Below are 19,859 nucleotides of genomic sequence, written 5' to 3'. Positions count from 1 at the left end.
TTCCCGCGTCGCCGGGCTTTCGGCGTTCCCGCGCCGGGTCGCGGCCGGGGCCGCGACCCGGCCGCGTCAGCGCATCCTCCCCAGCCGCTCCCGCAGCCGGCGGGCCTCGCGCAGCCGCTGCTCGTACGTCGCCCCCACCGCGAGCAGCAGCAGCCCCGCCAGGGCCGGCGGCAGCCAGCGCGGCAGCGCGCCCACCACCTGCACCACGTACGGCGCCAGCTCGTGCAGCCCGTCCAGGACGAGCACCGCACCGCCGAGCACCAGCAGCGCCTGCAGCCGGAACCGCGCACCGAGCAGCGTCACCGCGAGCGCCGCGAGCCCGAGCAGCAGCGGACGCAGCCAGTGCGCGTCCGTCCAGGCCGCGAACAGGCTCGGCACCAGCGTGACCGCCAGGCCCGGCCCGTACGCCGTCCAGGACGAGGCCTCCGGATCGCGGCGCCGCCGCAGTACGCCCACCGCCAGGGCCGGGATGGTCACCGGCAGCGCGTACGCCTCCGGGGCAACGACGCTCCAGACCGCCAGACGCACCCACGCGGCGAGCACGAACAGCACCACCGCCGTCGCCCCGGCCACCGTGCGCCGCTCCGCCCGCAGCGCCGTCGCCGACGCGATCACGCCGGCCAGGCCGAGCCCGAGCGCGAGCAGCGCGGGCCGCCCCGCGGCCGCACCGAGCCCGAGACCGCACAGCCCCACCGCGGCACCCGTCGCCTCCACCGCCACAGCCACCGGGTGGCGCCGCAGTCGCGCCCCGACCGCCGCCGTCCCCGCCGGCACGGCGAGCAGCACCAGGCCGCTCACCGCCGCGCCCGCATCCCCGGCCGCCGCACCCGCCCCGACGAGACCGGCCACCGCGAGCACCGCCGCGCTCGCCCCGACCAGGCGCTGCGCCCCGGCCCCGTACGCCGCGACCCCGCCGAGCAGCACCGCGAGCACCCCCAGCACCGTGAACGTCGCCACCCGCGTGTCGAGCCCCAGCGCCACCGCCGACAGTGCGGCGGCGAGGCCGCACCCGAGGCCGAGCCACGCCACGACGGCCTCCGGCTCCGCCGTACGGGAGACGGGAGCTCCGACTCGCGGCGCCCAGCCCGGCCACGGTCCGGACACGCCCTGCGCGGGCGCCTCGGAAGCCTGAGAAGTCGCAGAAGCTGCAGAAGCCTCAGAAGCCACGGAGGCCTCGCCCGCCTCAGGAGCCTTGGACGCCTCGGATGCCTCGGACACCTCGGGCCCGGTCAGGCCGCGCGTCAGGACCCCCGGGCGCACCGACAGTGCCAGGCCCGTCGCCGTCGCCACGAGCTGGACCGCGAGCGTCGCCCCGTACGGCAGGTCCAGGGACACCGGCAGACCGACCAGCAGCGCCCAGCCCACCGCGACGGCGCCCCAGCGGCCCCACCGGCGCGGCACCGCCGCGAGGGCGCCGGCCGCGAGCAGCAGCACCAGGAGCGAGGTCGCCGGATAGCCGGACAGCGCCCGCTCGGCGTGCGCACCCGACCAGACGTCCGTCGTCCGCGCCAGCGGCCCCACCACACCGACCACGACCGGCGGCAGCGCCCACGCGACGGCCAGGCCGAGCACCCCGGCCCCCGCGAGCGCGAACCCGTTCCGCAGCGCCGGCACCCCCGCGAGCAGCCGCCACGCCGCCCCCGCCAGCAGCACCGCGCACAGCGCGTACCCGGGCATGATCCACGCCTCCGGCGCCACCGCACGCAGCAGACCACCCACCGCGGCGATCCCCGCCAGACCGGCCCCCGTGGCCGAGGCGAGACCCGAACGCGGCTGACGCACCGCGAGGTACCCGAGCACCCCGGCGCAGGCGAGCAGCAGCAGCGCGCCCCGCAGCGGTGACGAGAGCGAGAGCGCCAGGCCGGTGAGGAACGCCCAGCCGCCCAGACCGGCCGCGCCGGCACCCGCCGCCACCCGCGGCGCGAGCGGCGTCGTGAAGAGGACCAGCACCAGGTCGAGCACGGCCGTCGCGAGCGCCGCCCACGCCACCGGCAGCACACCGCCACCGGCGGCCAGCACCCCGAGGGGCAGCGGGAGTTGGGCCGCGACCACCGCCGCCGGGACCGGCAACCGCAGCCGCGACAGGGCCGAGCCGTACCCCGCCCACATCCCGGCCAGGACCGCCGACGCCGCCGCCGTGTACGCAAGACCGCCCGTGTCCGCCAGCGCCACCCGGTGCAGCGCGTACGCGTCGAGGACCGTCAGGACCAGACCCAGCGCCGCCACCGCCTCCGCCGTCGACGCGAGCCCCCGGCGCAGCAGCAGGGCCGGTGCGCCGAGCGCGCCCGAGGTCACCACCGCGAGCACGGCCGCCCGGCCCCCGATGCCCATCGTCCCCCAGCTGACCAGCGTGAACACCAGCGCCGCGACCGTGAGCAGCACCCCGCCGAGCGTCAGGAGCACGTTCTGCGTGCTGCGCGGTGTCGCCTCCGCGCGGGGCGGCACGGCCGCGGGCCGGGGTGCGACGGACGGGTGCGCCGACCCGAGGGCCGGCACCTGCGAGCCGATCACCCGCAGCAGCCAGTCACGGCGGAGCAGCAACTGCGCCCGGCGGGCGTCGAGTCGGGCCAGTTCGCGGTCGACGAGCACCAGCTCTTCCGCGGGAGGCAGGGAGGAATCCATAACCGGAGTGTGGCCCCGGACACAACGCCGAGGAATGCGCGCGGATACTCAGATCCGGCCCTGAGTAGCCCACACTGGCCCCATGGACTGGTGCCACTACCGCTTCCGCACCGTCTGGCGCCTCACCGCCCCGCCCGACGCCGTCTACGCCGTCCTGGAACGCGCCGAGGAGTACCCCCTGTGGTGGCCCCAGGTCCGCGAGGTCGTCCCGCACGGCGAGCGCACCGGCACCGCCCGCTTCCGCTCCCTCCTCCCGTACGACCTCCACGTCACCGCCGAGGCCCGGCGCCGCGACCCCGCCGCCGGCGTCCTGGAGATCACGCTCGGCGGCGACCTGGAGGGCTGGGCCCGCTGGACGCTCACCGCCCTGCCCGGCGGCACCGCCACCCGCGCGCTCTACGAGCAGGAGGTCGACGTCAGGAATCCGCTCATGCGCGCCCTCGCCGTCCCCGGCCGGCCCCTGTTCCGCGCCAACCACGCCCTGATGATGCGCGGCGGCCGCCGCGGACTCGCCGCCCACCTGCGCCGCCCGGCCCCGCCGGTTTGAACGAAGGGCGCGAGGGCCTGTATGGTTTCACCCGTTGCCCGGGCGATTAGCTCAGCGGGAGAGCACTTCGTTCACACCGAAGGGGTCACTGGTTCGATCCCAGTATCGCCCACCGGGAGAGGCCGGTCCGTCAGAAGACGGACCGGCCTCGGCCATTCCTGACCCGGGATCACGCCGCCGTCCGCAGCTCCGGACGCAGCGGCCACGCCGGGTCCACCGTCTCCGGCGTACCCTGCCGAGCGAACCACGCCTGCAGTCCCCGCGCCTGCGCCGCGTGCCACACCGACTGGAGCGTGTGCAGCTCGCCCGGCGTCAGCCGCTCGAGCCGCGAGGCGAACCGCCGCCCCACCGCCCGTACGACCTCCATCGCCGCCCGCGCGTCCGCCGCCGCGTCGTGCGCGCCGTCGAGCAGGACCTCGTAGTGCTCGCACAGGTCCGCCAGCGTCCGCCGGCCCTTGCGGTACCGGTCCAGGTGCTTGTCCAGGACCCGCGGGTCGAGCACGCACAGCGGCACGTGCTCCAGATAGCGGCCCAGCGAGGACGCGCGATGGCGGCGCAGCTCACGGTCGAGGATCGTCAGGTCGAACGGCGCGTTCATGACCACCAACGGCCGTCCCGCCGCGCTCTGTTCGGCTATCGCCCGGGCCAGCTCCTCCACCACCGGCGACGGCCACCGCCCGTTCCGCTGGAGGTGATCGTCCGTCAGACCGTGCACGGCCGTGGCCTCCGGCGGCACCGGTATGCCCGGATTCACCAGCCAGCGCGTCACCCGCGGACGCATGCCCGCCGCGTCCTGGACGACGAGCGCGGCGGACACGATGCGGTCCTGCTCGACGTCCACTCCCGTGGTCTCCGTGTCGAAAGCGGCCAGGGGCCCCTCGTACCAGTGCGTCGTCATCCCCGAACTCCTCGCACGTGCGCGGCAGATGGCCATCCCCCTGCCCGAATCGTTGATACCCGGGCTGTTTGCGCCGTACGCGGACCGGTCACAACAGAGGTGACGGGGAAGGACATTGACATGGCGCTCGCCCAGCCGGAATCGGGAGGGCTGCCGCCCCAGCGGGCAGCACCGCTGCGCGGCTCACTCGCCACCACCGCCTGCATGGAGACCCTCCAGGTCGGATACCTCCACGCGGTCGCGGCGGCGGCCGGCTGCTCGCTCTCGCAGCCGTTCCCGGACAACGGCATCGACTGGCACGTCAGCCACAGCGCACCGGACCACACCATCGACGACGAGGTCACCATCAAGGTGCAGCTGAAATGCACCTACCAGATACCGCCCCGGACGGCGGCGCCCCGGGACGGGCCGGGCTCCTTCCCGTTCACGCTCGACAACGAGCACCTGGTGAAGCTCGCCCGCACCCCGGTCGCCGTCCACAAGATCCTGGTCGTGATGCTCGTGCCCCGGGACCGCGAGGACTGGCTCCGGGCCGGCCACGACCGGCTCGACCTGCGGCACTGCTGCTACTGGATCAACCTGGCCGGCCACCCGGTCACGGGACGCCACCGGACCACCGTGCGCATCCCGACGACGCGGATCTTCGACGACCGGGCGCTCTGCGAGATCATGGCGCGGGTCGGCGTGGGAGGGAGACCCTGATGCACCGGCCGATCGACGAACCCGAGAACGGGGCCGGCCACGGCACCGGCCCCGCGCTCCCGCCCGCCCGCCCCGCACCACCGCCCTCGTCCCCGCCCTTTCGCCCCCACCCCGCGCCCGGCGAACTCCCCGGCCACTGGACCGGCGTCCCCGCCGCGCCCCGCGGACCCTGGGCCGACGCGGGCGACACCCCCGACCCCGGCCGCGTCGACCCGCGGGTCCTCGGCGCGCTGCTCGCCCGGCACGGCTGGCGGCGCCGCGGCGGCGCCCCCGGCCGCTACAGCCGCTGGAGCCCGCCGGGACCCGAGGCCGGCAGCCGCGGCACCAGCCTCCTCGTCCCGGACAGCCGCGCCTTCCCCGACTGCGAGGACCTGATCGGCGAGGCCCTCACCGCCCTCGCCCGCAGCGCCACGCCCTCCGCCCGCGAGGTCCTCACCGGCCTCACCGTGCCCAGCGACGAGATCCGCTGGTGGCGCGACGTGCCGCCGGGCCCGGCCGGGACGGTGCCCTGGCCCGTGCAGGAACAGCTCAGATCCGCCGCCCGCGGAGTGCTCCTGGCCGGCGCGCTCGCCGTCCGTGGCCGCGCCGGCTACCACGGCGCCCGGCACCGCCGGCAGGCCCAGGCCTCCCTGGAGTCCGTCGTCGTCGGCGCGGCGCCCGGCGGCCGCGGACTGACCGCCTTCCTGCCGGTCGACCCCGGCCGCGCCGTCTCGGTGCGGCTCTACCACGCCCTGTACGCGGCCCGCGAGGCCGTCGACTACCGGCGCGCCACCGGCGGCATGGAGGCGTTCGACACCGCCGTCGAGGCCGGCGTCAGCCGCGAGCTCACCGACGCGCTCGTCGCGCTCGTGCGCGGTACGGAGGGCGCCAGCATCGCCCTGGAATGGTCCCCGGCCGCCGGCGTCCCCGAGGGCTGCGCGGCCCGCCCCGAGCCCGTCGAGTTCTCGCCCGGTGACCTGCCCGCGCTGCGCGAGGCCGGCGTCCGCTACCGGGCCGGCGAGCCCTCCGTACCCGTACGCATCACCGGCACCGTCGTCCGCATGCGCCGCTCCGGCCCGCGCGGCGAGGGCACCGTACGGCTCCGCGTCCTGGCCGGCGCCGAGGTCGGCCACGTCCGCGTCACCCTCGACGAGGAGGGCTACCGCACCGCCGGCCACGCGCACCTCGTCGGCCTCCCGATCCGGGTCGTCGGCCGGCTCGAGAGCCGCGGCGGCTTCCGGCGCCTGACGGACGCGAGCGAGGTCCTACCGGTGCAGGTGGACGACGCGGAACGGGACCGGCTGATGAAATCGCTCCAGGAGAACCTCGACGTCTTCGAGGAGGCGTGCGGGCCCGCCGAGGACTGAGGGCCCGGCACGGGCCCCGGGTAGGATCAAGGCTTGCGCGGCACCTCGTCTCTGCCGCGCACCGCCGGCGCCGGCACCTCGTGTCTGCCTGCGCCCCTATGTATGGAGCACCCGTGTCTGAAGTCCGTGTGACCGTCCAGTCCGCCTCCGGGCCAGAGGAGAGGACGGTGAGCGCGGGCACCACGGCCGGCGCCCTGTTCGCCGACGACCGCACCGTCATCGCCGCCCGTGTCGCGGGCGAGCTGAAGGACCTGTCGTACGAGCTCGCCGAGGGCGACGTCGTCGAGGGCGTGGAGATCTCCTCCGAGGACGGCCTCAACATCCTGCGCCACTCCACCGCGCACGTCATGGCCCAGGCCGTGCAGGAGCTCTTCCCCGAGGCCAAGCTGGGCATCGGCCCGCCGGTCCGGGACGGCTTCTACTACGACTTCGACGTGGCGAAGCCGTTCACGCCCGAGGATCTCAAGGCCATCGAGAAGAAGATGCAGGAGATCCAGAAGCGCGGCCAGCGCTTCTCGCGCCGCGTCGTCACCGACGAGGCGGCCCGCGAGGAGCTCGCCGACGAGCCGTACAAGCTGGAGCTCATCGGCATCAAGGGCGCGGCCTCGACCGACGACGGCGCGAACGTCGAGGTGGGCGGCGGCGAGCTGACCATCTACGACAACCTGGACGCGAAGACCGGCGAGCTGTGCTGGAAGGACCTCTGTCGCGGTCCGCACCTGCCCACGACCCGGAACATCCCGGCGTTCAAGCTGATGCGCAACGCGGCCGCCTACTGGCGCGGCAGCGAGAAGAACCCGATGCTCCAGCGCATCTACGGCACCGCCTGGCCGTCGAAGGAGGAGCTGAAGGCCCACCTCGACTTCCTCGCCGAGGCCGAGAAGCGCGACCACCGCAAGCTCGGCAACGAGCTCGACCTCTTCTCCATCCCGGACGAGATCGGCTCCGGCCTCGCCGTCTTCCACCCCAAGGGCGGCATCATCCGCCGGGTCATGGAGGACTACAGCCGCAGGCGGCACGAGGAGGAGGGCTACGAGTTCGTCTACTCGCCGCACGCGACCAAGGGTGCCCTCTTCGAGAAGAGCGGCCACCTGGACTGGTACGCGGAGGGCATGTACCCCCCCATGCAGCTCGACGGTGGTACGGACTACTACCTCAAGCCCATGAACTGCCCGATGCACAACCTGATCTTCGACGCGCGCGGGCGCAGCTATCGTGAGCTGCCCTTGAGGCTGTTCGAGTTCGGCACCGTGTACCGGTACGAGAAGTCGGGTGTCGTGCACGGCCTGACCCGTGCCCGTGGCTTCACCCAGGACGACGCGCACATCTACTGCACCCGTGAGCAGATGGCGGAGGAGCTCGACCGGACCCTCACCTTCGTGCTCAACCTGCTGCGCGACTACGGTCTGACCGACTTCTACCTGGAGCTGTCCACCAAGGACCCGGAGAAGTTCGTCGGCTCGGACGAGGTCTGGGAGGAGGCCACCTCGGTCCTCCAGCAGGTCGCCGAGAAGCAGGGCCTCCCGCTGACCCCCGACCCGGGCGGCGCCGCGTTCTACGGCCCGAAGATCTCCGTGCAGGCGCGCGACGCCATCGGCCGTACCTGGCAGATGTCGACCGTGCAGCTCGACTTCAACCTGCCGGAGCGCTTCAACCTGGAGTACACCGCGCCGGACGGCTCCCGCCAGCGCCCGGTCATGATCCACCGCGCGCTGTTCGGCTCGATCGAGCGCTTCTTCGCCGTGCTCCTGGAGCACTACGCGGGCGCCATGCCGCCGTGGCTGGCCCCGGTCCAGGCGGTCGGCATCCCGATCGGCGACGCGCACATCGAGTACCTGCAGGAGTTCGCCGCCGAGGCGAAGAAGAAGGGTCTGCGGGTCGAGGTGGACGCCTCCTCGGACCGTATGCAGAAGAAGATCCGGAACCACCAGAAGCTCAAGGTGCCGTTCATGATCATCGTCGGTGACGACGACATGAGCGCCGGCACGGTCTCCTTCCGCTACCGCGACGGTTCGCAGGAGAACGGCATCCCGCGCGAGGACGCGCTGGCGAAGCTCGCCGACGTGGTGGAGCGCCGCGTCCAGGTCTGATGACCTGACGGACTCACGAGCAGGTCAGGAGGCCCCCGGGGATCCCCCCGGGGGCCTCTTCCCGTCCTCCCGCTCGTCCTCCCGCGTGAACACCTGGACCAGCCAGGACGAGAACGAACCCGTCACCGCGCCGAGCAGCGCGAGCCCGCAGGCCATCAGGCCCACGGCGATCACACGGCCCCACGGGGTCACCGGGGTCACGTCGCCGTAGCCCACCGTCGCCAGAGTCGCGCAGGTCCACCACACCGAGTCGCCGAAGGTACGGATCGTCGCGCCCGGGGCGCCGTACTCCGCCTGGTAGACGGCGAGCGATCCGGCGAAGCCGATCAGACCCGTCGAGAGGCCCGCGTACGCCATGACGCGGGCGTAGAGGGTGAGCCGGGGCTGGTCGTGGCGGCGCTGCATCTTGTCGTAGACGCGCACCACGCGCAGCGGGCGCAGCAGCGGCAGCAGGAGGACGACGGTGTCGAGGAAGTGGCGGCGCACGAAGCGCCACGGGGTGAGACCGCTGAGCCGGAGACGCACGCCGTAGTCGACGACGAAGACCGTCCAGGCGGCGAAGGTCAGCGCCAGGCAGATGTCCCGCCAGACGTCGGGCAGGTCGTGGGCGAGGACACGGATCGCGTACGCGCCGAGGTAGACCAGGGACGACACCGCCAGCGGGGTCTCCATCCGTCGGTCCCAGCGTTCCTGTCGCGGAGGTGTCGGCGGACTGTCGCTCATCCGATCAGCATGGCCGGTGCACGGATCTCCCGCCCCGGCGACACGTTCCGAACGGGCGACGCAATATGCTGCACAGCATGACGACTGAGCCGGAGCAGCAGATCGGAGTGGGGACGCAGGACGCGTTCCAGCGCCTGTGGACGCCTCACCGGATGGCGTACATCCAGGGCGAGAACAAGCCGACCGGGCCGGGCGCCGAGGACGGCTGTCCCTTCTGCACGATCCCGGCGAAGTCGGACGAGGACGGTCTGGTGATCGCGCGGGGCACGAGCGTGTACGCGGTGCTCAACCTGTACCCGTACAACGGCGGGCACCTGATGGTGGTCCCGTACCGGCATGTCGCGGACTACACCGACCTGGACGCGGACGAGACCTCGGAGCTGGCGGAGTTCACCAAGCGGGCGATGGTGGCGCTGCGGGCGGCTTCGGGGGCGCACGGGTTCAACATCGGGATGAACCAGGGTTCGGTGGCGGGTGCCGGGATCGCCGCGCATCTGCACCAGCACGTGGTGCCGCGCTGGGGCGGGGACACGAACTTCATGCCGGTGGTCGGGCACACGAAGGTGCTGCCGCAGCTGCTGGCGGACACGCGGAAGATGCTGGCCGACGCCTGGCCCGCCGGTATCTGACCGGTAGCAGCCTGCGGGATACGAAATGCGGGATCCGATATCCGAGATATTGGATCCCGCATTTCGTATCCCGCATTTCGTATCCCGTGTGACGCCTACGCGTCGTAGATGTCCGCCTTCTTCGGGCCCGGATCCTGGATCCCGCCGCTCAGCAGCAGCGAGCGGGCGCTGAACTTCTCGGTGTCCACGCCGTGCTCGTCGAGCACCTTGAGGGTCGCGGCGTGGACCGCGCGCAGCACCGGCGTGGCGGCGCGGATGGCGTCGTCGGCCATGAAGCGGTGCCGCCAGGGCTGGCCGGCCCAGGCGTGGCGCAGGCCGAAGGGCTCGGGCAGGACGAGCTTGCCGCCGAGGAAGTCGAGGATCGGCGGGAACCAGGTGAGCGGGGCGCGCACGGCCTGACGGACGACGTCGTCGGTGTCGGTCAGCGGCAGTGTGATCTCTCTGGTCTCCCAGAACCTGACGGTCTTGGAGACCTCCTTCGTCTTCGCCTTCGGCTTCGTCGTGAAGAGGGAGTGGACCGGGCCGAGGGCGTGGCCGGTGACCTCGACGCGCAGGGTGTGGTGGAGCGAGGTGACCGTCACCATCATGGTGAGGACGAGCTGGCCGTCCCACAGCGTGAACTGGACGCCGAGGTAGTGGCGGTTGCCGCTGCCGAACTGCTGGTCGTTGCAGATGCGCTGTATCTCGTGCGGCTTCACCTGGTAGTGGACGATGTTCTCGCCCTCGGGGCGGGCGACCTCGTCGGCGCCCTCGCCGACGGGGGAGACGATCCAGTGCTTGACGGTGGGCTTGGGGAAGCCGGTCTTGAGCGAGCCGCGTTCGAGCAGGGTGAGCTCGGTGTAGATCTTGCGGACGACGTCCCAGGCGCGGAAGTCGTGGATCTCCTTGCCGTTCTGGGGGAAGAGCTCCTCGGCGAGGGTCCAGCTGCCCCAACGGGTGCCCATGCCCAGTATTCCCTTGGGGCCGGCGTAGAAGACGACGTTGGACTGCTGCTCGGCGGTGAGTTTCTCCAGGTTGACGCGGAGTTCCTCGGCGGTCTTCTCGGTGGGGTCCTTCGGTACGGCCTCGGGGATGGCGGCGCCGACGCCGCCGCCGCTGAGCAGGCCGGTCCAGCGTGCGCGCAGGTCGACGGCGGTGGTCTCGCAGATGCGCCGGGCCAGGAACCAGCCGACGACGGGGGCGACGATCATGGCGCGCAGGTAGTTGAACAGCAGTCCGTCGAAGGGCAGCTTGAGCAGGACGAGCACGGCGAAGAGGCCGGCGGCGGCGAGCAGGGCGGTGCCGAGGGCGCTGGTGCGCCTGTTCTCGTTCCCGGCGACGGTGCGGCGGAGCTGGATGACGCCGAGCCAGAGCAGCAGTCCGGGCAGGAACAGCACCCCGAAGACGACGGTGACCAGGGTCAGTTTGATGTCGCGCTGCTTGCGGATGCGGGTGGCCGCGAGGCAGTGCTCGACGACCGGCTGGGGTTCGGCGCCGAAGGACTGGATGAGTGGTTTGCGGGCGCCGCCGAGCATCCGTACCTGGACGGCGCGGGAGAACGCCTCACCGAGGTCGGGCCGGAACAGCTTGGTCCATTTGCCCTCCTTGACCGTCGTCTTGTGCCACTCGTTGTTGGCATCGAGGATCGTCTCGACGGGGCTGTCGCGGTACGCGGCGGAGGCGAGGGCAAAGGTCGCCGCCGTCTGTGCGTCCGAGCCCTGCAGGGGGATCTGTGCCCCGGGTCCGAAACTGCCGATCGTCACTGCCGCCCCCATCGCCACGGTTCCTGTGCGGGCTGTTCCCAACCGCCGTGCCCCGCACACCTTCTGAGCTGGGCACCACAGCGTAACCGGGCGACGACGGATGCGTCACGGGAGCGGGCCGGGACGACCGAATGGCCGAATGCCGCCCGCCGGAGGGGAGTTGGCGGGCGGCATCGGCTGTCGGTCCGTCAGGGACGGCTCCTCGGGCTGGGGTACGGGGCCGATCAGGCGCCCTTCTCCGCCTGTTCGCGGATCTTGTCGGCGAGGTGGGCGGGCATCGGCTCGTGCCGGGCGTAGGTGCGGTCGAAGCTTCCGGTGCCGTGCGACACGGAGCGCAGGTCGATCGCGTAGCGCCCGATCTCGATCTCCGGGACCTCGGCGCGCACCAGGGTGCGGCCGGGGCCGACCTGTTCGGTGCCGACGACCCGGCCGCGCCGTCCGGACAGGTCGCTCATCACCGGCCCGACGTAGTCGTCGGGGACGAGCACGGTCACCTCCGCGACCGGCTCCAGGAGGTGGATCGGCACGTCAGCGGCGGCCTCGCGCAGGGCGAGGGCTCCGGCGGTCTGGAAGGCGGCGTCGGAGGAGTCCACCGAGTGCGCCTTGCCGTCGCGCAGGGTGACCCGGATGTCGACCAGCGGGTATCCGGCGGCGACTCCCTTGGCCGCCTGGCTGCGGATGCCCTTCTCCACGGAGGGGATGAACTGGCGCGGGACGGCGCCGCCGACGACCTTGTCGACGAACTCGATGCCGCTGCCCGGCGGCAGCGGTTCGACGTCGATCTCGCAGATCGCGTACTGGCCGTGACCGCCGGACTGCTTGACGTGCCGGCCGCGGCCGGCGGAGGCGGTGCCGAAGGTCTCACGCAGCGACACCTTGTGCGGCACGGTGTCGACCTGTACGCCGTACCGGCCGCGCAGCCGCTCCAGGGCCACGTCGGCGTGCGCCTCGCCCAGGCACCAGAGCACCACCTGGTGGGTGTCCTGGTTCTGTTCGAGCCGCATGGTCGGGTCCTCGGCGACGAGCCGGGCGAGGCCCTGCGAGAGCCGGTCCTCGTCGGCCTTGCTGTGCGCCTCGATCGCCAGTGGCAGCAGCGGCTCCGGCATGGACCACGGCTCCATCAGGAGCGGCGCGTCCTTGGAGGAGAGCGTGTCGCCGGTCTCGGCGCGGCCCAGTTTGGCCACGCAGGCGAGGTCGCCGGCCACGGCGTGGGCGAGGGTGCGCTGCTGTTTGCCGAACGGGGAGGTGAGCGCGCCCACCCGTTCGTCGACGTCGTGGTCCTCGTGCCCGCGGTCGGTGAGCCCGTGGCCCGACACGTGCACGGTCTCGTCGGGACGCAGCGTGCCGGAGAAGATGCGGACCAGCGAGATCCGGCCCACGTACGGGTCGGAGGAGGTCTTCACCACCTCGGCGACCAGCGGCCCGTCCGGGTCGCACACCACCGCCGGGCGGGACGCGCCTCCGGGCGTGGTGACGGCCGGCGCCTCGCGCTCCAGCGGGGTGGGGAAGCCGCCCGTGATGAGTTCGAGGAGCTCGACCGTGCCCAGGCCCTGCTTGCCGCCGTCCGACGCGGGGGCGGCGGCGAGCACCGGGTGGAAGGTGCCGCGCGCGACCGCCTTCTCCAGGTCGTCGATCAGCGTCTTGAGGTCGATGTCCTCGCCGCCGAGATAGCGGTCCATCAGGGTCTCGTCCTCGCTCTCGGCGATGATCCCCTCGATGAGCCGGGCCCGGGACGCGGCGATCAGCGGCCGCTGTGTCTCGTCGGGCGGATCCTCCCGCCGTACGCCCGTGGTGTAGTCGAAGACCCGCTCGGTGAGCAGCCCCACCAGGCCGGTGGCCGGGGCGTGCCCGTCGGCGGCCTCGGCGCCGCGCACGGGCAGGTAGAGCGGGAGCACGGCGTCGGGGTCGTCGCCGCCGAAGAGCGACGCGAGGATCTCCGTGAGCTGGGTGTAGTCGGTGCGGGCCGTGTCGAGATGGGTGACGACGATCGCCCGGGGCATGCCGACGGCCGCGCACTCCTCCCACACGGCGCGGGTCGAGCCGACGAGCGCGTCGGGCTCCTGGGCCGCCGAGACGACGAAGAGGGCCGCGTCCGCCGCGCGCAGACCGGCCCTCAGCTCCCCGACGAAGTCGGCGTATCCGGGGGTGTCCAGAAGATTGATCTTGCAGCCGTCCCATTCGACGGGGACGAGCGAGAGCTGTACGGAACGCTGCTGGCGGTGCTCGATCTCGTCGTAGTCCGAGACGGTGCCGCCGTCCTCGACGCGCCCGGCCCGGTTGACCGCGCCCGCGGTCTGGGCCAGGGCCTCGACGAGGGTCGTCTTGCCCGATCCGCTGTGGCCGACCAGCACCACGTTCCGTACGGCCGAGGGCCGGTCGGCCGTTGGAGCCCTGCCGGCGGCTCCGGAGTGGGGGTTCGCCTTGTCGCCCATGATGTTCCTCCCGACTGCTCGCACGGTGAGGTGGCGGCGCGGGCGCGGGGGAGCGCGAGGACGGCCCGGTGTGGCGCGTGTCGCGTGCGGCTCCGGGGACGCCCGCGGTCGTCCTTCGAGCTTTGCACCGACGTCACGGTGCGTCCATACGTCGTACGCCCGGCGGCCCGGCGGCGGCCGCGCGGCGTTCCTGCGAGCCGTTCCCGGGTGCCGCCGCTCCGGTCGGGGCCCGCGTGGCTACGATGGGCGAGCCGGTGGTCGTAGGGGCCGCGCGGCCCATGAACCTCGGGAAGGCCACAAGGCCATGCTGAACAAGTACGCGCGTGCGTTTTTTACGCGTGTCCTCACACCGTTCGCCGCGTTTCTGCTCCGCCGGGGCGTCAGCCCCGACACCGTCACGCTCATCGGCACCGCCGGGGTGGTGGCCGGCGCGCTGGTCTTCTTCCCGCGCGGAGAGTTCTTCTGGGGCACGATCGTCATCACGCTGTTCGTCTTCTCGGACCTCGTGGACGGCAACATGGCGCGGCAGGCCGGCCTCTCCAGCCGCTGGGGCGCCTTCCTCGACTCGACGCTCGACCGGGTCGCCGACGGGGCGATCTTCGGCGGCTTCGCGCTCTGGTACGCGGGCAAGGGCGACGACAACGTCCTGTGCGCCGTGTCGATCTTCTGCCTGGCCGCCGGCCAGGTGGTGTCGTACACCAAGGCGCGCGGCGAGTCGATCGGCCTGCCGGTCGCCGTCAACGGTCTGGTCGAGCGGGCCGAGCGGCTGGTGATCTCGCTGGTCGCGGCCGGTTTCGCCGGTCTGCACAAGTTCGGCGTGCCCGGCATCCAGGTGCTTTTGCCCATCGCCCTGTGGATCGTGGCGGTCGGCTCGGCGGTGACCCTCGGACAGCGGGTCGTGACGGTACGCAGGGAAGCGGCGGAGGCGGACGCCGCCGCCCGGGGGAGTGAGGCGACGTCGTGAGCGGCGGCATGCGGGAGAAGCTGACGGACGGTCTTTACGGGCTCGGCTGGGCCACCGTGAAGAAGCTGCCCGAGCCGGTGGCCAAGGGCCTCGGCCGGCGGATCGCCGACACCGCGTGGAAGCGGCGCGGCAAGAGCGTGCTGCGCCTGGAGGCCAATCTCGCGCGGATCGTGCCGGACCCGACGCCGGCGCGGCTCCAGGAGCTGTCGAAGGCCGGCATGCGCTCGTACATGCGCTACTGGATGGAGTCCTTCCGGCTGCCCACCTGGAGCAGCGAACGGGCGGCGAACAGCTTCGACCCCAAGGACATCCATTACCTGACCGACGGGCTCGCGGCCGGCAAGGGCGTCGTCCTCGCGCTGCCGCACATGGGCAACTGGGACCTCGCCGGCGTGTGGGTCACCCGGGCGCTCGGCGTGCCCTTCACCACCGTCGCCGAGCGGCTCAAGCCCGAGACGCTGTACGACCGGTTCGTCGCCTACCGCGAGTCCCTCGGCATGGAGGTCCTGCCGCACACCGGCGGGGCCGCCTTCGGCACCCTGGCACGGCGGCTGCGGGCCGGCGGGCTCGTCTGCCTGGTCGCCGACCGCGACCTGTCCGCCTCCGGCGTCGAGGTGGACTTCTTCGGCGAGAAGGCGCGGATGCCCGCCGGGCCCGCGATGCTCGCCCAGCAGACCGGGGCGCTGCTGCTGCCGGTGACGCTCTGGTACGACGACAGCGACGTCATGCAGGGCCGTGTCCACGCGCCCGTCGAGGTGCCCGAGTCGGGCACGCGCGCCGAGAAGACGTCCGTCATGACACAGGCCCTCGCCGACGCGTTCGCCGGCGGGATCGCGGACCACCCGGAGGACTGGCACATGCTCCAGCGGCTGTGGCTGGCGGACCTGGAGGCGAACCGCTCTTGAGGATCGGCATCGTCTGCCCGTACTCCTGGGACGTGCCGGGCGGCGTCCAGTTCCACATCCGCGACCTCGCGGAGCACCTGATCCGGCTCGGCCACGAGGTCTCCGTCCTCGCGCCCGCCGACGACGACACGCCGCTGCCGCCGTACGTCGTCTCCGCCGGGCGCGCCGTGCCCGTGCCGTACAACGGCTCCGTCGCCCGCCTCAACTTCGGCTTCCTCTCCGCCGCGCGGGTCCGGCGCTGGCTGCACGACGGCACCTTCGACGTCGTCCACATCCACGAACCGACCTCCCCGTCGCTCGGGCTGCTCACCTGCTGGGCGGCGCAGGGCCCCATCGTGGCCACCTTCCACACCTCCAACCCGCGCTCGCGGGCGATGATCGCCGCGTACCCGATCCTGCAGCCGGCCCTGGAGAAGATCAGCGCGCGGATCGCCGTCAGCGAGTACGCCCGGCGCACCCTGGTCGAGCACCTCGGCGGCGACGCCGTCGTCATCCCCAACGGCGTCGACGTCGACTTCTTCGCCCGCGCCGAGCCGAAGAAGGAGTGGCAGGGAGGAACGCTCGGCTTCATCGGGCGCATCGACGAGCCGCGCAAGGGCCTGCCCGTCCTGATGCGCGCCCTGCCGAAGATCCTCACCGAGCGCCCGGACACCCGGCTCCTCGTCGCCGGCCGCGGCGACGAGGAGGAGGCCGTCGCCTCCCTGCCCGCCGAGATGCGCTCGCGCGTCGAGTTCCTCGGCATGGTCAGCGACGAGGACAAGGCGCGCCTGCTGCGCAGCGTCGACGTGTACGTCGCCCCCAACACGGGCGGCGAGAGCTTCGGCATCATCCTCGTCGAGGCGCTGTCCGCGGGCGCGCCCGTGCTCGCCGCCGACCTGGACGCCTTCGCCCAGGTCCTCGACCAGGGCGCGGCCGGCGAGCTCTTCGCCAACGAGGACGCCGACGACCTCGCCGACCGCGCGATCCGCCTCCTCGGCGACAAGGCCCGCCGCACCGAACTCAGCGAGCGCGGCTCGGCGCACGTGCGCCGCTTCGACTGGTCCACGGTCGGCTCGGACATCCTCGCGGTGTACGAGACGGTGACGGACGGCGCGGCGTCGGTGGCGACGGACGAACGAACGGGCGGCGGCTTGCGGGCGCGGCTGGGCCTGTAGGGGGCGCCCGCCGGGGGCGGGCGCGGGGCCGGGGGCCGTAGTGGAGCCGACGGGCCGCCGTGCACCGCCCGGTAGCCTGTGCGCCCGTGACCGAAACACTGATCTGGACCGTCTTGGCGCTGATCCTCGTCGGCGTCTATCTGAGCTGGACCGCCGGCCGCCTCGACCGCCTCCACACCCGCATCGACGCCGCCCGCGCCGCGCTCGACGCGCAGTTGCTGCGGCGCGCCTCGGTCACCCAGGAGCTCGCCACGTCGGGGGTCCTCGACCCGGCCGCGTCGATCGTGCTGTACGAGGCGGCGCACGCGGCCCGGCAGGCCGAGGAGGACCAGCGGGAGGTCGCGGAGAGCGAGCTCAGCCAGGCGCTGCGGGCGGTGTTCGGGGAGCCGGAGCAGGTGGACGTCCTGCGGCAGGCGCCGGGCGGCGAGGAGGCCGCGGGAGAGCTCGCGGCGGCCGTGCGCCGCGTGCCGATGGCCCGGCGGTTCCACAACGACGCCGTACGGGCCGCGCGGGCGCTGCGCCGGCACCGCAAGGTCCGCTGGTTCCGGCTGGCCGGTCACGCCCCGTTCCCCATGGCCTTCGAAATGGACGACGAACCGCCCGTCGCCCTTGCGGATCGCCCGGCCTGACGGCCCTTCGCCTTCGTAACGAGCCAAAACGAGCCACCGGGTCCGCATTGGCCCTTGATGTGGACCGCCCGTGGCCTGTTTCCTCGCTCTAGTCGTCAACCCCGTTGTCACGAGTGAGGTACCCCGTGTCCACCACGCCTTCCACCAACGTCCAGTCCCCCGAGACCGGCACCGCCCGCGTCAAGCGCGGCATGGCCGAGCAGCTCAAGGGCGGCGTGATCATGGACGTCGTCAACGCCGAGCAGGCGAAGATCGCCGAGGACGCGGGCGCCGTGGCCGTCATGGCCCTGGAGCGGGTCCCGGCCGACATCCGCAAGGACGGCGGCGTGGCCCGCATGTCCGACCCCAACATGATCGAAGAGATCATCGAGGCCGTCTCCATCCCGGTCATGGCCAAGTCCCGCATCGGTCACTTCGTCGAGGCCCAGGTCCTGCAGTCCCTCGGTGTCGACTACATCGACGAGTCCGAGGTCCTCACCCCGGCCGACGAGATCAACCACTCCGACAAGTGGGCCTTCACCACCCCCTTCGTCTGTGGCGCCACCAACCTGGGCGAGGCCCTGCGCCGCATCGCCGAGGGCGCGGCCATGATCCGCTCCAAGGGCGAGGCCGGCACCGGCAACGTCGTCGAGGCCGTCCGCCACCTGCGTCAGATCAAGAACGAGATCGGCCAGCTGCGCGCCCTCGACAACAACGAGCTGTACGCCGCCGCCAAGGAGCTGCGCGCCCCGTACGAGCTCGTCAAGGAGGTCGCCGAGCTCGGCAAGCTCCCGGTCGTGCTGTTCTCCGCCGGTGGCGTCGCCACCCCGGCCGACGCCGCGCTGATGCGCCAGCTCGGCGCCGAGGGCGTCTTCGTCGGCTCCGGCATCTTCAAGTCGGGCGACCCGGCCAAGCGCGCCGCCGCCATCGTGAAGGCCACCACCTTCTTCGACGACCCGAAGGTCATCGCGGACGCCTCCCGCAACCTGGGCGAGGCCATGGTCGGCATCAACTGCGACACCCTGCCCGAGGCCGAGCGCTACGCGAAGCGCGGCTGGTAAGCACCATGAGCCACACTCCCGTCATTGGTGTCCTGGCCCTCCAGGGCGACGTACGGGAGCACCTGATCGCCCTGGCCGCGGCTGACGCCGTGGCCAGGCCGGTCCGGCGCCCCGAGGAGCTCGCCGAGGTCGACGGCCTGGTCATCCCCGGTGGCGAGTCCACCACCATCTCCAAGCTGGCCGTGCTGTTCGGCCTGATGGAGCCGCTGCGTGAGCGGATCGCCGCGGGCATGCCCGTCTACGGCACCTGCGCCGGCCTGATCATGCTCGCCGACAAGATCCTCGACCCGCGCTCGGGCCAGGAGACCTTCGGCGGCATCGACATGATCGTGCGCCGCAACGCCTTCGGGCGGCAGAACGAGTCCTTCGAGGCGGGCGTCACCGTCGCCGGAATAGACACCCCCGTCGAGGGCGTCTTCATCCGTGCGCCGTGGGTGGAGTCCGTCGGCGCCGAGGTCGAGGTGCTCGCCGAGCACGGCGGCCACATCGTCGCCGTGCGGCAGGGCAAGGCCCTCGCCACCTCGTTCCACCCCGAGCTCACCGGCGACCACCGGATCCACGGCCTGTTCGTGGACATGGTGCGCGCCGAGCGCTGATCCGTTCCCGGTAGGATCTCTGGGGTTCGTTCAGAAAATGGTTACGCGAAGGAGACAGGCAGATGTCCGGCCACTCTAAATGGGCTACGACGAAGCACAAGAAGGCCGTGATCGATGCCAAGCGCGGCAAGCTCTTCGCGAAGCTGATCAAGAACATCGAGGTCGCGGCCCGTACCGGCGGTGCCGACCCCGAGGGTAACCCGACGCTCTTCGACGCCATCCAGAAGGCGAAGAAGCAGTCGGTCCCGAACAAGAACATCGACTCCGCGGTCAAGCGCGGCGGTGGTCTCGAGGCCGGCGGCGTCGACTACGCGACGATCATGTACGAGGGTTACGGCCCGAACGGTGTCGCGGTGCTCATCGAGTGCCTCACCGACAACCGCAACCGCGCCGCCTCCGACGTGCGTGTCGCCATGACCCGTAACGGCGGCTCGATGGCCGACCCGGGCTCCGTCTCGTACCTGTTCAACCGCAAGGGCGTCGTCGTGCTGCCCAAGGGCGACCGGACCGAGGACGACGTCCTGGAGGTCGTGCTCGACGCGGGTGCCGAGGAGGTCAACGACCTCGGCGAGAGCTTCGAGGTCATCAGCGAGGCCACCGACCTGGTCGCGGTCCGCACCGCGCTCCAAGAGGCCGGCATCGACTACGACTCGGCCGAGTCCAGCTTCGTCCCGACCATGCAGGTCGAGCTCGACGAGGAGGGCGCGCGCAAGATGTTCAAGCTGATCGACGCCCTCGAGGACAGCGACGACGTGCAGAACGTCTTCGCCAACTTCGACGTCAGCGACGAGGTCATGGAGAAGGTCGACGCCTGATCACGACCTGATCGCGGATTTCCGG

Annotated in this window: 17 protein-coding genes and 1 tRNA gene; 13 read left to right on the top strand and 5 right to left on the bottom strand. The window is 72.4% G+C overall.

Going from position 1 to position 19,859, the window contains the following annotated elements; translation table 11 throughout:
* Positions 1-66 precede the first annotated feature (66 nt).
* Positions 67-2,622 (bottom strand): SCO7613 C-terminal domain-containing membrane protein, encoded by a 2,556-nt coding sequence (locus ACIRSU_RS26480; protein WP_403796852.1) that lies wholly within the window; start codon positions 2,620-2,622, stop codon positions 67-69.
* A gap of 82 nt (positions 2,623-2,704) precedes the next feature.
* Here ACIRSU_RS26480 and ACIRSU_RS26475 point away from each other — a divergent pair, with 82 nt between their 5' ends.
* Together ACIRSU_RS26475 and ACIRSU_RS26470 are read left to right on the top strand one after the other, a co-directional pair.
* On the top strand, positions 2,705-3,169 hold the full coding sequence (locus ACIRSU_RS26475) for an SRPBCC family protein (protein WP_403796849.1): 465 nt from the start codon (positions 2,705-2,707) through the stop codon (positions 3,167-3,169).
* A 40-nt stretch (positions 3,170-3,209) separates the two neighbouring features.
* A tRNA-Val gene (locus ACIRSU_RS26470) sits at positions 3,210-3,281 on the top strand.
* A gap of 57 nt (positions 3,282-3,338) precedes the next feature.
* Here ACIRSU_RS26470 and ACIRSU_RS26465 read toward each other — a convergent pair.
* Positions 3,339-4,067 (bottom strand): 3'-5' exonuclease, encoded by a 729-nt coding sequence (locus tag ACIRSU_RS26465; RefSeq protein ID WP_403796846.1) that lies wholly within the window; start codon positions 4,065-4,067, stop codon positions 3,339-3,341.
* A 120-nt stretch (positions 4,068-4,187) separates the two neighbouring features.
* On the opposite strand from ACIRSU_RS26465, the gene ACIRSU_RS26460 reads away from it, so the two are divergent.
* The 3 genes from ACIRSU_RS26460 (at position 4,188) to thrS (ending at position 8,205) form a co-directional block, all read left to right on the top strand.
* Positions 4,188-4,769, top strand: coding sequence for a DUF4365 domain-containing protein (locus tag ACIRSU_RS26460; RefSeq protein WP_403796843.1), 582 nt, complete (start codon positions 4,188-4,190; stop codon positions 4,767-4,769).
* Positions 4,769-6,115, top strand: coding sequence for a hypothetical protein (locus tag ACIRSU_RS26455; RefSeq protein WP_403796840.1), 1,347 nt, complete (start codon positions 4,769-4,771; stop codon positions 6,113-6,115). The genes ACIRSU_RS26460 and ACIRSU_RS26455 overlap by 1 nt, the downstream gene beginning before the upstream one ends.
* Positions 6,116-6,228: 113 nt before the next feature.
* Positions 6,229-8,205: a threonine--tRNA ligase gene (gene thrS / locus ACIRSU_RS26450; protein ID WP_403796837.1), complete on the top strand. Its 1,977-nt coding sequence runs from the start codon at positions 6,229-6,231 to the stop codon at positions 8,203-8,205.
* A 24-nt stretch (positions 8,206-8,229) separates the two neighbouring features.
* Here the strand turns inward: thrS and ACIRSU_RS26445 are convergent, their stop codons facing one another.
* Positions 8,230-8,928: a potassium channel family protein gene (locus ACIRSU_RS26445; RefSeq protein WP_403796835.1), complete on the bottom strand. Its 699-nt coding sequence runs from the start codon at positions 8,926-8,928 to the stop codon at positions 8,230-8,232.
* 65 nt (positions 8,929-8,993) lie between these two features.
* On the opposite strand from ACIRSU_RS26445, the gene ACIRSU_RS26440 reads away from it, so the two are divergent.
* Positions 8,994-9,557, top strand: coding sequence for an HIT family protein (locus ACIRSU_RS26440; protein ID WP_403796832.1), 564 nt, complete (start codon positions 8,994-8,996; stop codon positions 9,555-9,557).
* Between the two features lie 95 nt (positions 9,558-9,652).
* Here ACIRSU_RS26440 and ACIRSU_RS26435 read toward each other — a convergent pair whose 3' ends face one another.
* The gene (locus ACIRSU_RS26435) at positions 9,653-11,311 is read right to left on the bottom strand and encodes a hypothetical protein (RefSeq protein WP_403796829.1); all 1,659 of its coding nucleotides are present in this window, start codon (positions 11,309-11,311) and stop codon (positions 9,653-9,655) included.
* Between the two features lie 212 nt (positions 11,312-11,523).
* On the bottom strand, positions 11,524-13,731 hold the full coding sequence (locus ACIRSU_RS26430; protein ID WP_403796827.1) for an elongation factor G-like protein EF-G2: 2,208 nt from the start codon (positions 13,729-13,731) through the stop codon (positions 11,524-11,526).
* Positions 13,732-14,035: 304 nt separating this feature from the next.
* Here ACIRSU_RS26430 and pgsA point away from each other — a divergent pair, with 304 nt between their 5' ends.
* The 7 genes from pgsA (at position 14,036) to ACIRSU_RS26395 (ending at position 19,834) form a co-directional block, all read left to right on the top strand.
* A complete protein-coding gene (gene pgsA, locus ACIRSU_RS26425; protein WP_403796824.1) occupies positions 14,036-14,695 on the top strand; it encodes a phosphatidylinositol phosphate synthase in 660 nt (219 codons plus the stop codon).
* An 8-nt stretch (positions 14,696-14,703) separates the two neighbouring features.
* Entirely contained in the window at positions 14,704-15,600 is an 897-nt protein-coding gene (locus ACIRSU_RS26420) for a phosphatidylinositol mannoside acyltransferase (protein WP_403797501.1), read from the top strand.
* Positions 15,597-16,754, top strand: a complete 1,158-nt coding sequence (locus ACIRSU_RS26415) for a glycosyltransferase family 4 protein (RefSeq protein WP_403796821.1) — start codon at positions 15,597-15,599, stop codon at positions 16,752-16,754. Before ACIRSU_RS26420 ends, ACIRSU_RS26415 begins: the two co-directional genes overlap by 4 nt.
* An 86-nt stretch (positions 16,755-16,840) precedes the next feature.
* The gene (locus ACIRSU_RS26410) at positions 16,841-17,383 is read left to right on the top strand and encodes a hypothetical protein (protein ID WP_403796819.1); all 543 of its coding nucleotides are present in this window, start codon (positions 16,841-16,843) and stop codon (positions 17,381-17,383) included.
* Between the two features lie 125 nt (positions 17,384-17,508).
* Complete coding sequence (gene pdxS / locus ACIRSU_RS26405; RefSeq protein ID WP_403796817.1) at positions 17,509-18,423, top strand: pyridoxal 5'-phosphate synthase lyase subunit PdxS; 915 nt, start codon at positions 17,509-17,511, stop codon at positions 18,421-18,423.
* A 5-nt stretch (positions 18,424-18,428) separates the two neighbouring features.
* A complete protein-coding gene (gene pdxT, locus ACIRSU_RS26400; protein ID WP_403796815.1) occupies positions 18,429-19,019 on the top strand; it encodes a pyridoxal 5'-phosphate synthase glutaminase subunit PdxT in 591 nt (196 codons plus the stop codon).
* A gap of 62 nt (positions 19,020-19,081) precedes the next feature.
* Positions 19,082-19,834, top strand: coding sequence for a YebC/PmpR family DNA-binding transcriptional regulator (locus tag ACIRSU_RS26395; RefSeq protein ID WP_319009839.1), 753 nt, complete (start codon positions 19,082-19,084; stop codon positions 19,832-19,834).
* Positions 19,835-19,859: the final 25 nt, after the last annotated feature.

The sequence above is a fragment of the Streptomyces sp. NPDC101160 genome, from assembly GCF_044768205.1.
In the GTDB taxonomy this organism is placed as follows: Bacteria; Actinomycetota; Actinomycetes; order Streptomycetales; family Streptomycetaceae; genus Streptomyces.
This window is presented reverse-complemented; position numbering and strand designations above follow the sequence as displayed.

Excerpts from the sequence above, each read along its gene's own strand:
- pgsA (WP_403796824.1), top strand. The coding sequence starts at position 14,036 with ATGCTGAACAAGTACGCGCGTGCGTTTTTTACGCGTGTCCTCACACCG.
- pdxT (WP_403796815.1), top strand. The coding sequence starts at position 18,429 with ATGAGCCACACTCCCGTCATTGGTGTCCTGGCCCTCCAGGGCGACGTA.
- ACIRSU_RS26420 (WP_403797501.1), top strand. The coding sequence starts at position 14,704 with ATGCGGGAGAAGCTGACGGACGGTCTTTACGGGCTCGGCTGGGCCACC.
- ACIRSU_RS26455 (WP_403796840.1), top strand. The coding sequence starts at position 4,769 with ATGCACCGGCCGATCGACGAACCCGAGAACGGGGCCGGCCACGGCACC.
- ACIRSU_RS26435 (WP_403796829.1), bottom strand. The coding sequence starts at position 11,311 with ATGGGGGCGGCAGTGACGATCGGCAGTTTCGGACCCGGGGCACAGATC.
- ACIRSU_RS26480 (WP_403796852.1), bottom strand. The coding sequence starts at position 2,622 with ATGGATTCCTCCCTGCCTCCCGCGGAAGAGCTGGTGCTCGTCGACCGC.
- ACIRSU_RS26465 (WP_403796846.1), bottom strand. The coding sequence starts at position 4,067 with ATGACGACGCACTGGTACGAGGGGCCCCTGGCCGCTTTCGACACGGAG.
- ACIRSU_RS26460 (WP_403796843.1), top strand. The coding sequence starts at position 4,188 with ATGGCGCTCGCCCAGCCGGAATCGGGAGGGCTGCCGCCCCAGCGGGCA.
- ACIRSU_RS26430 (WP_403796827.1), bottom strand. The coding sequence starts at position 13,731 with ATGGGCGACAAGGCGAACCCCCACTCCGGAGCCGCCGGCAGGGCTCCA.
- ACIRSU_RS26395 (WP_319009839.1), top strand. The coding sequence starts at position 19,082 with ATGTCCGGCCACTCTAAATGGGCTACGACGAAGCACAAGAAGGCCGTG.
- ACIRSU_RS26445 (WP_403796835.1), bottom strand. The coding sequence starts at position 8,928 with ATGAGCGACAGTCCGCCGACACCTCCGCGACAGGAACGCTGGGACCGA.
- ACIRSU_RS26475 (WP_403796849.1), top strand. The coding sequence starts at position 2,705 with ATGGACTGGTGCCACTACCGCTTCCGCACCGTCTGGCGCCTCACCGCC.
- ACIRSU_RS26440 (WP_403796832.1), top strand. The coding sequence starts at position 8,994 with ATGCTGCACAGCATGACGACTGAGCCGGAGCAGCAGATCGGAGTGGGG.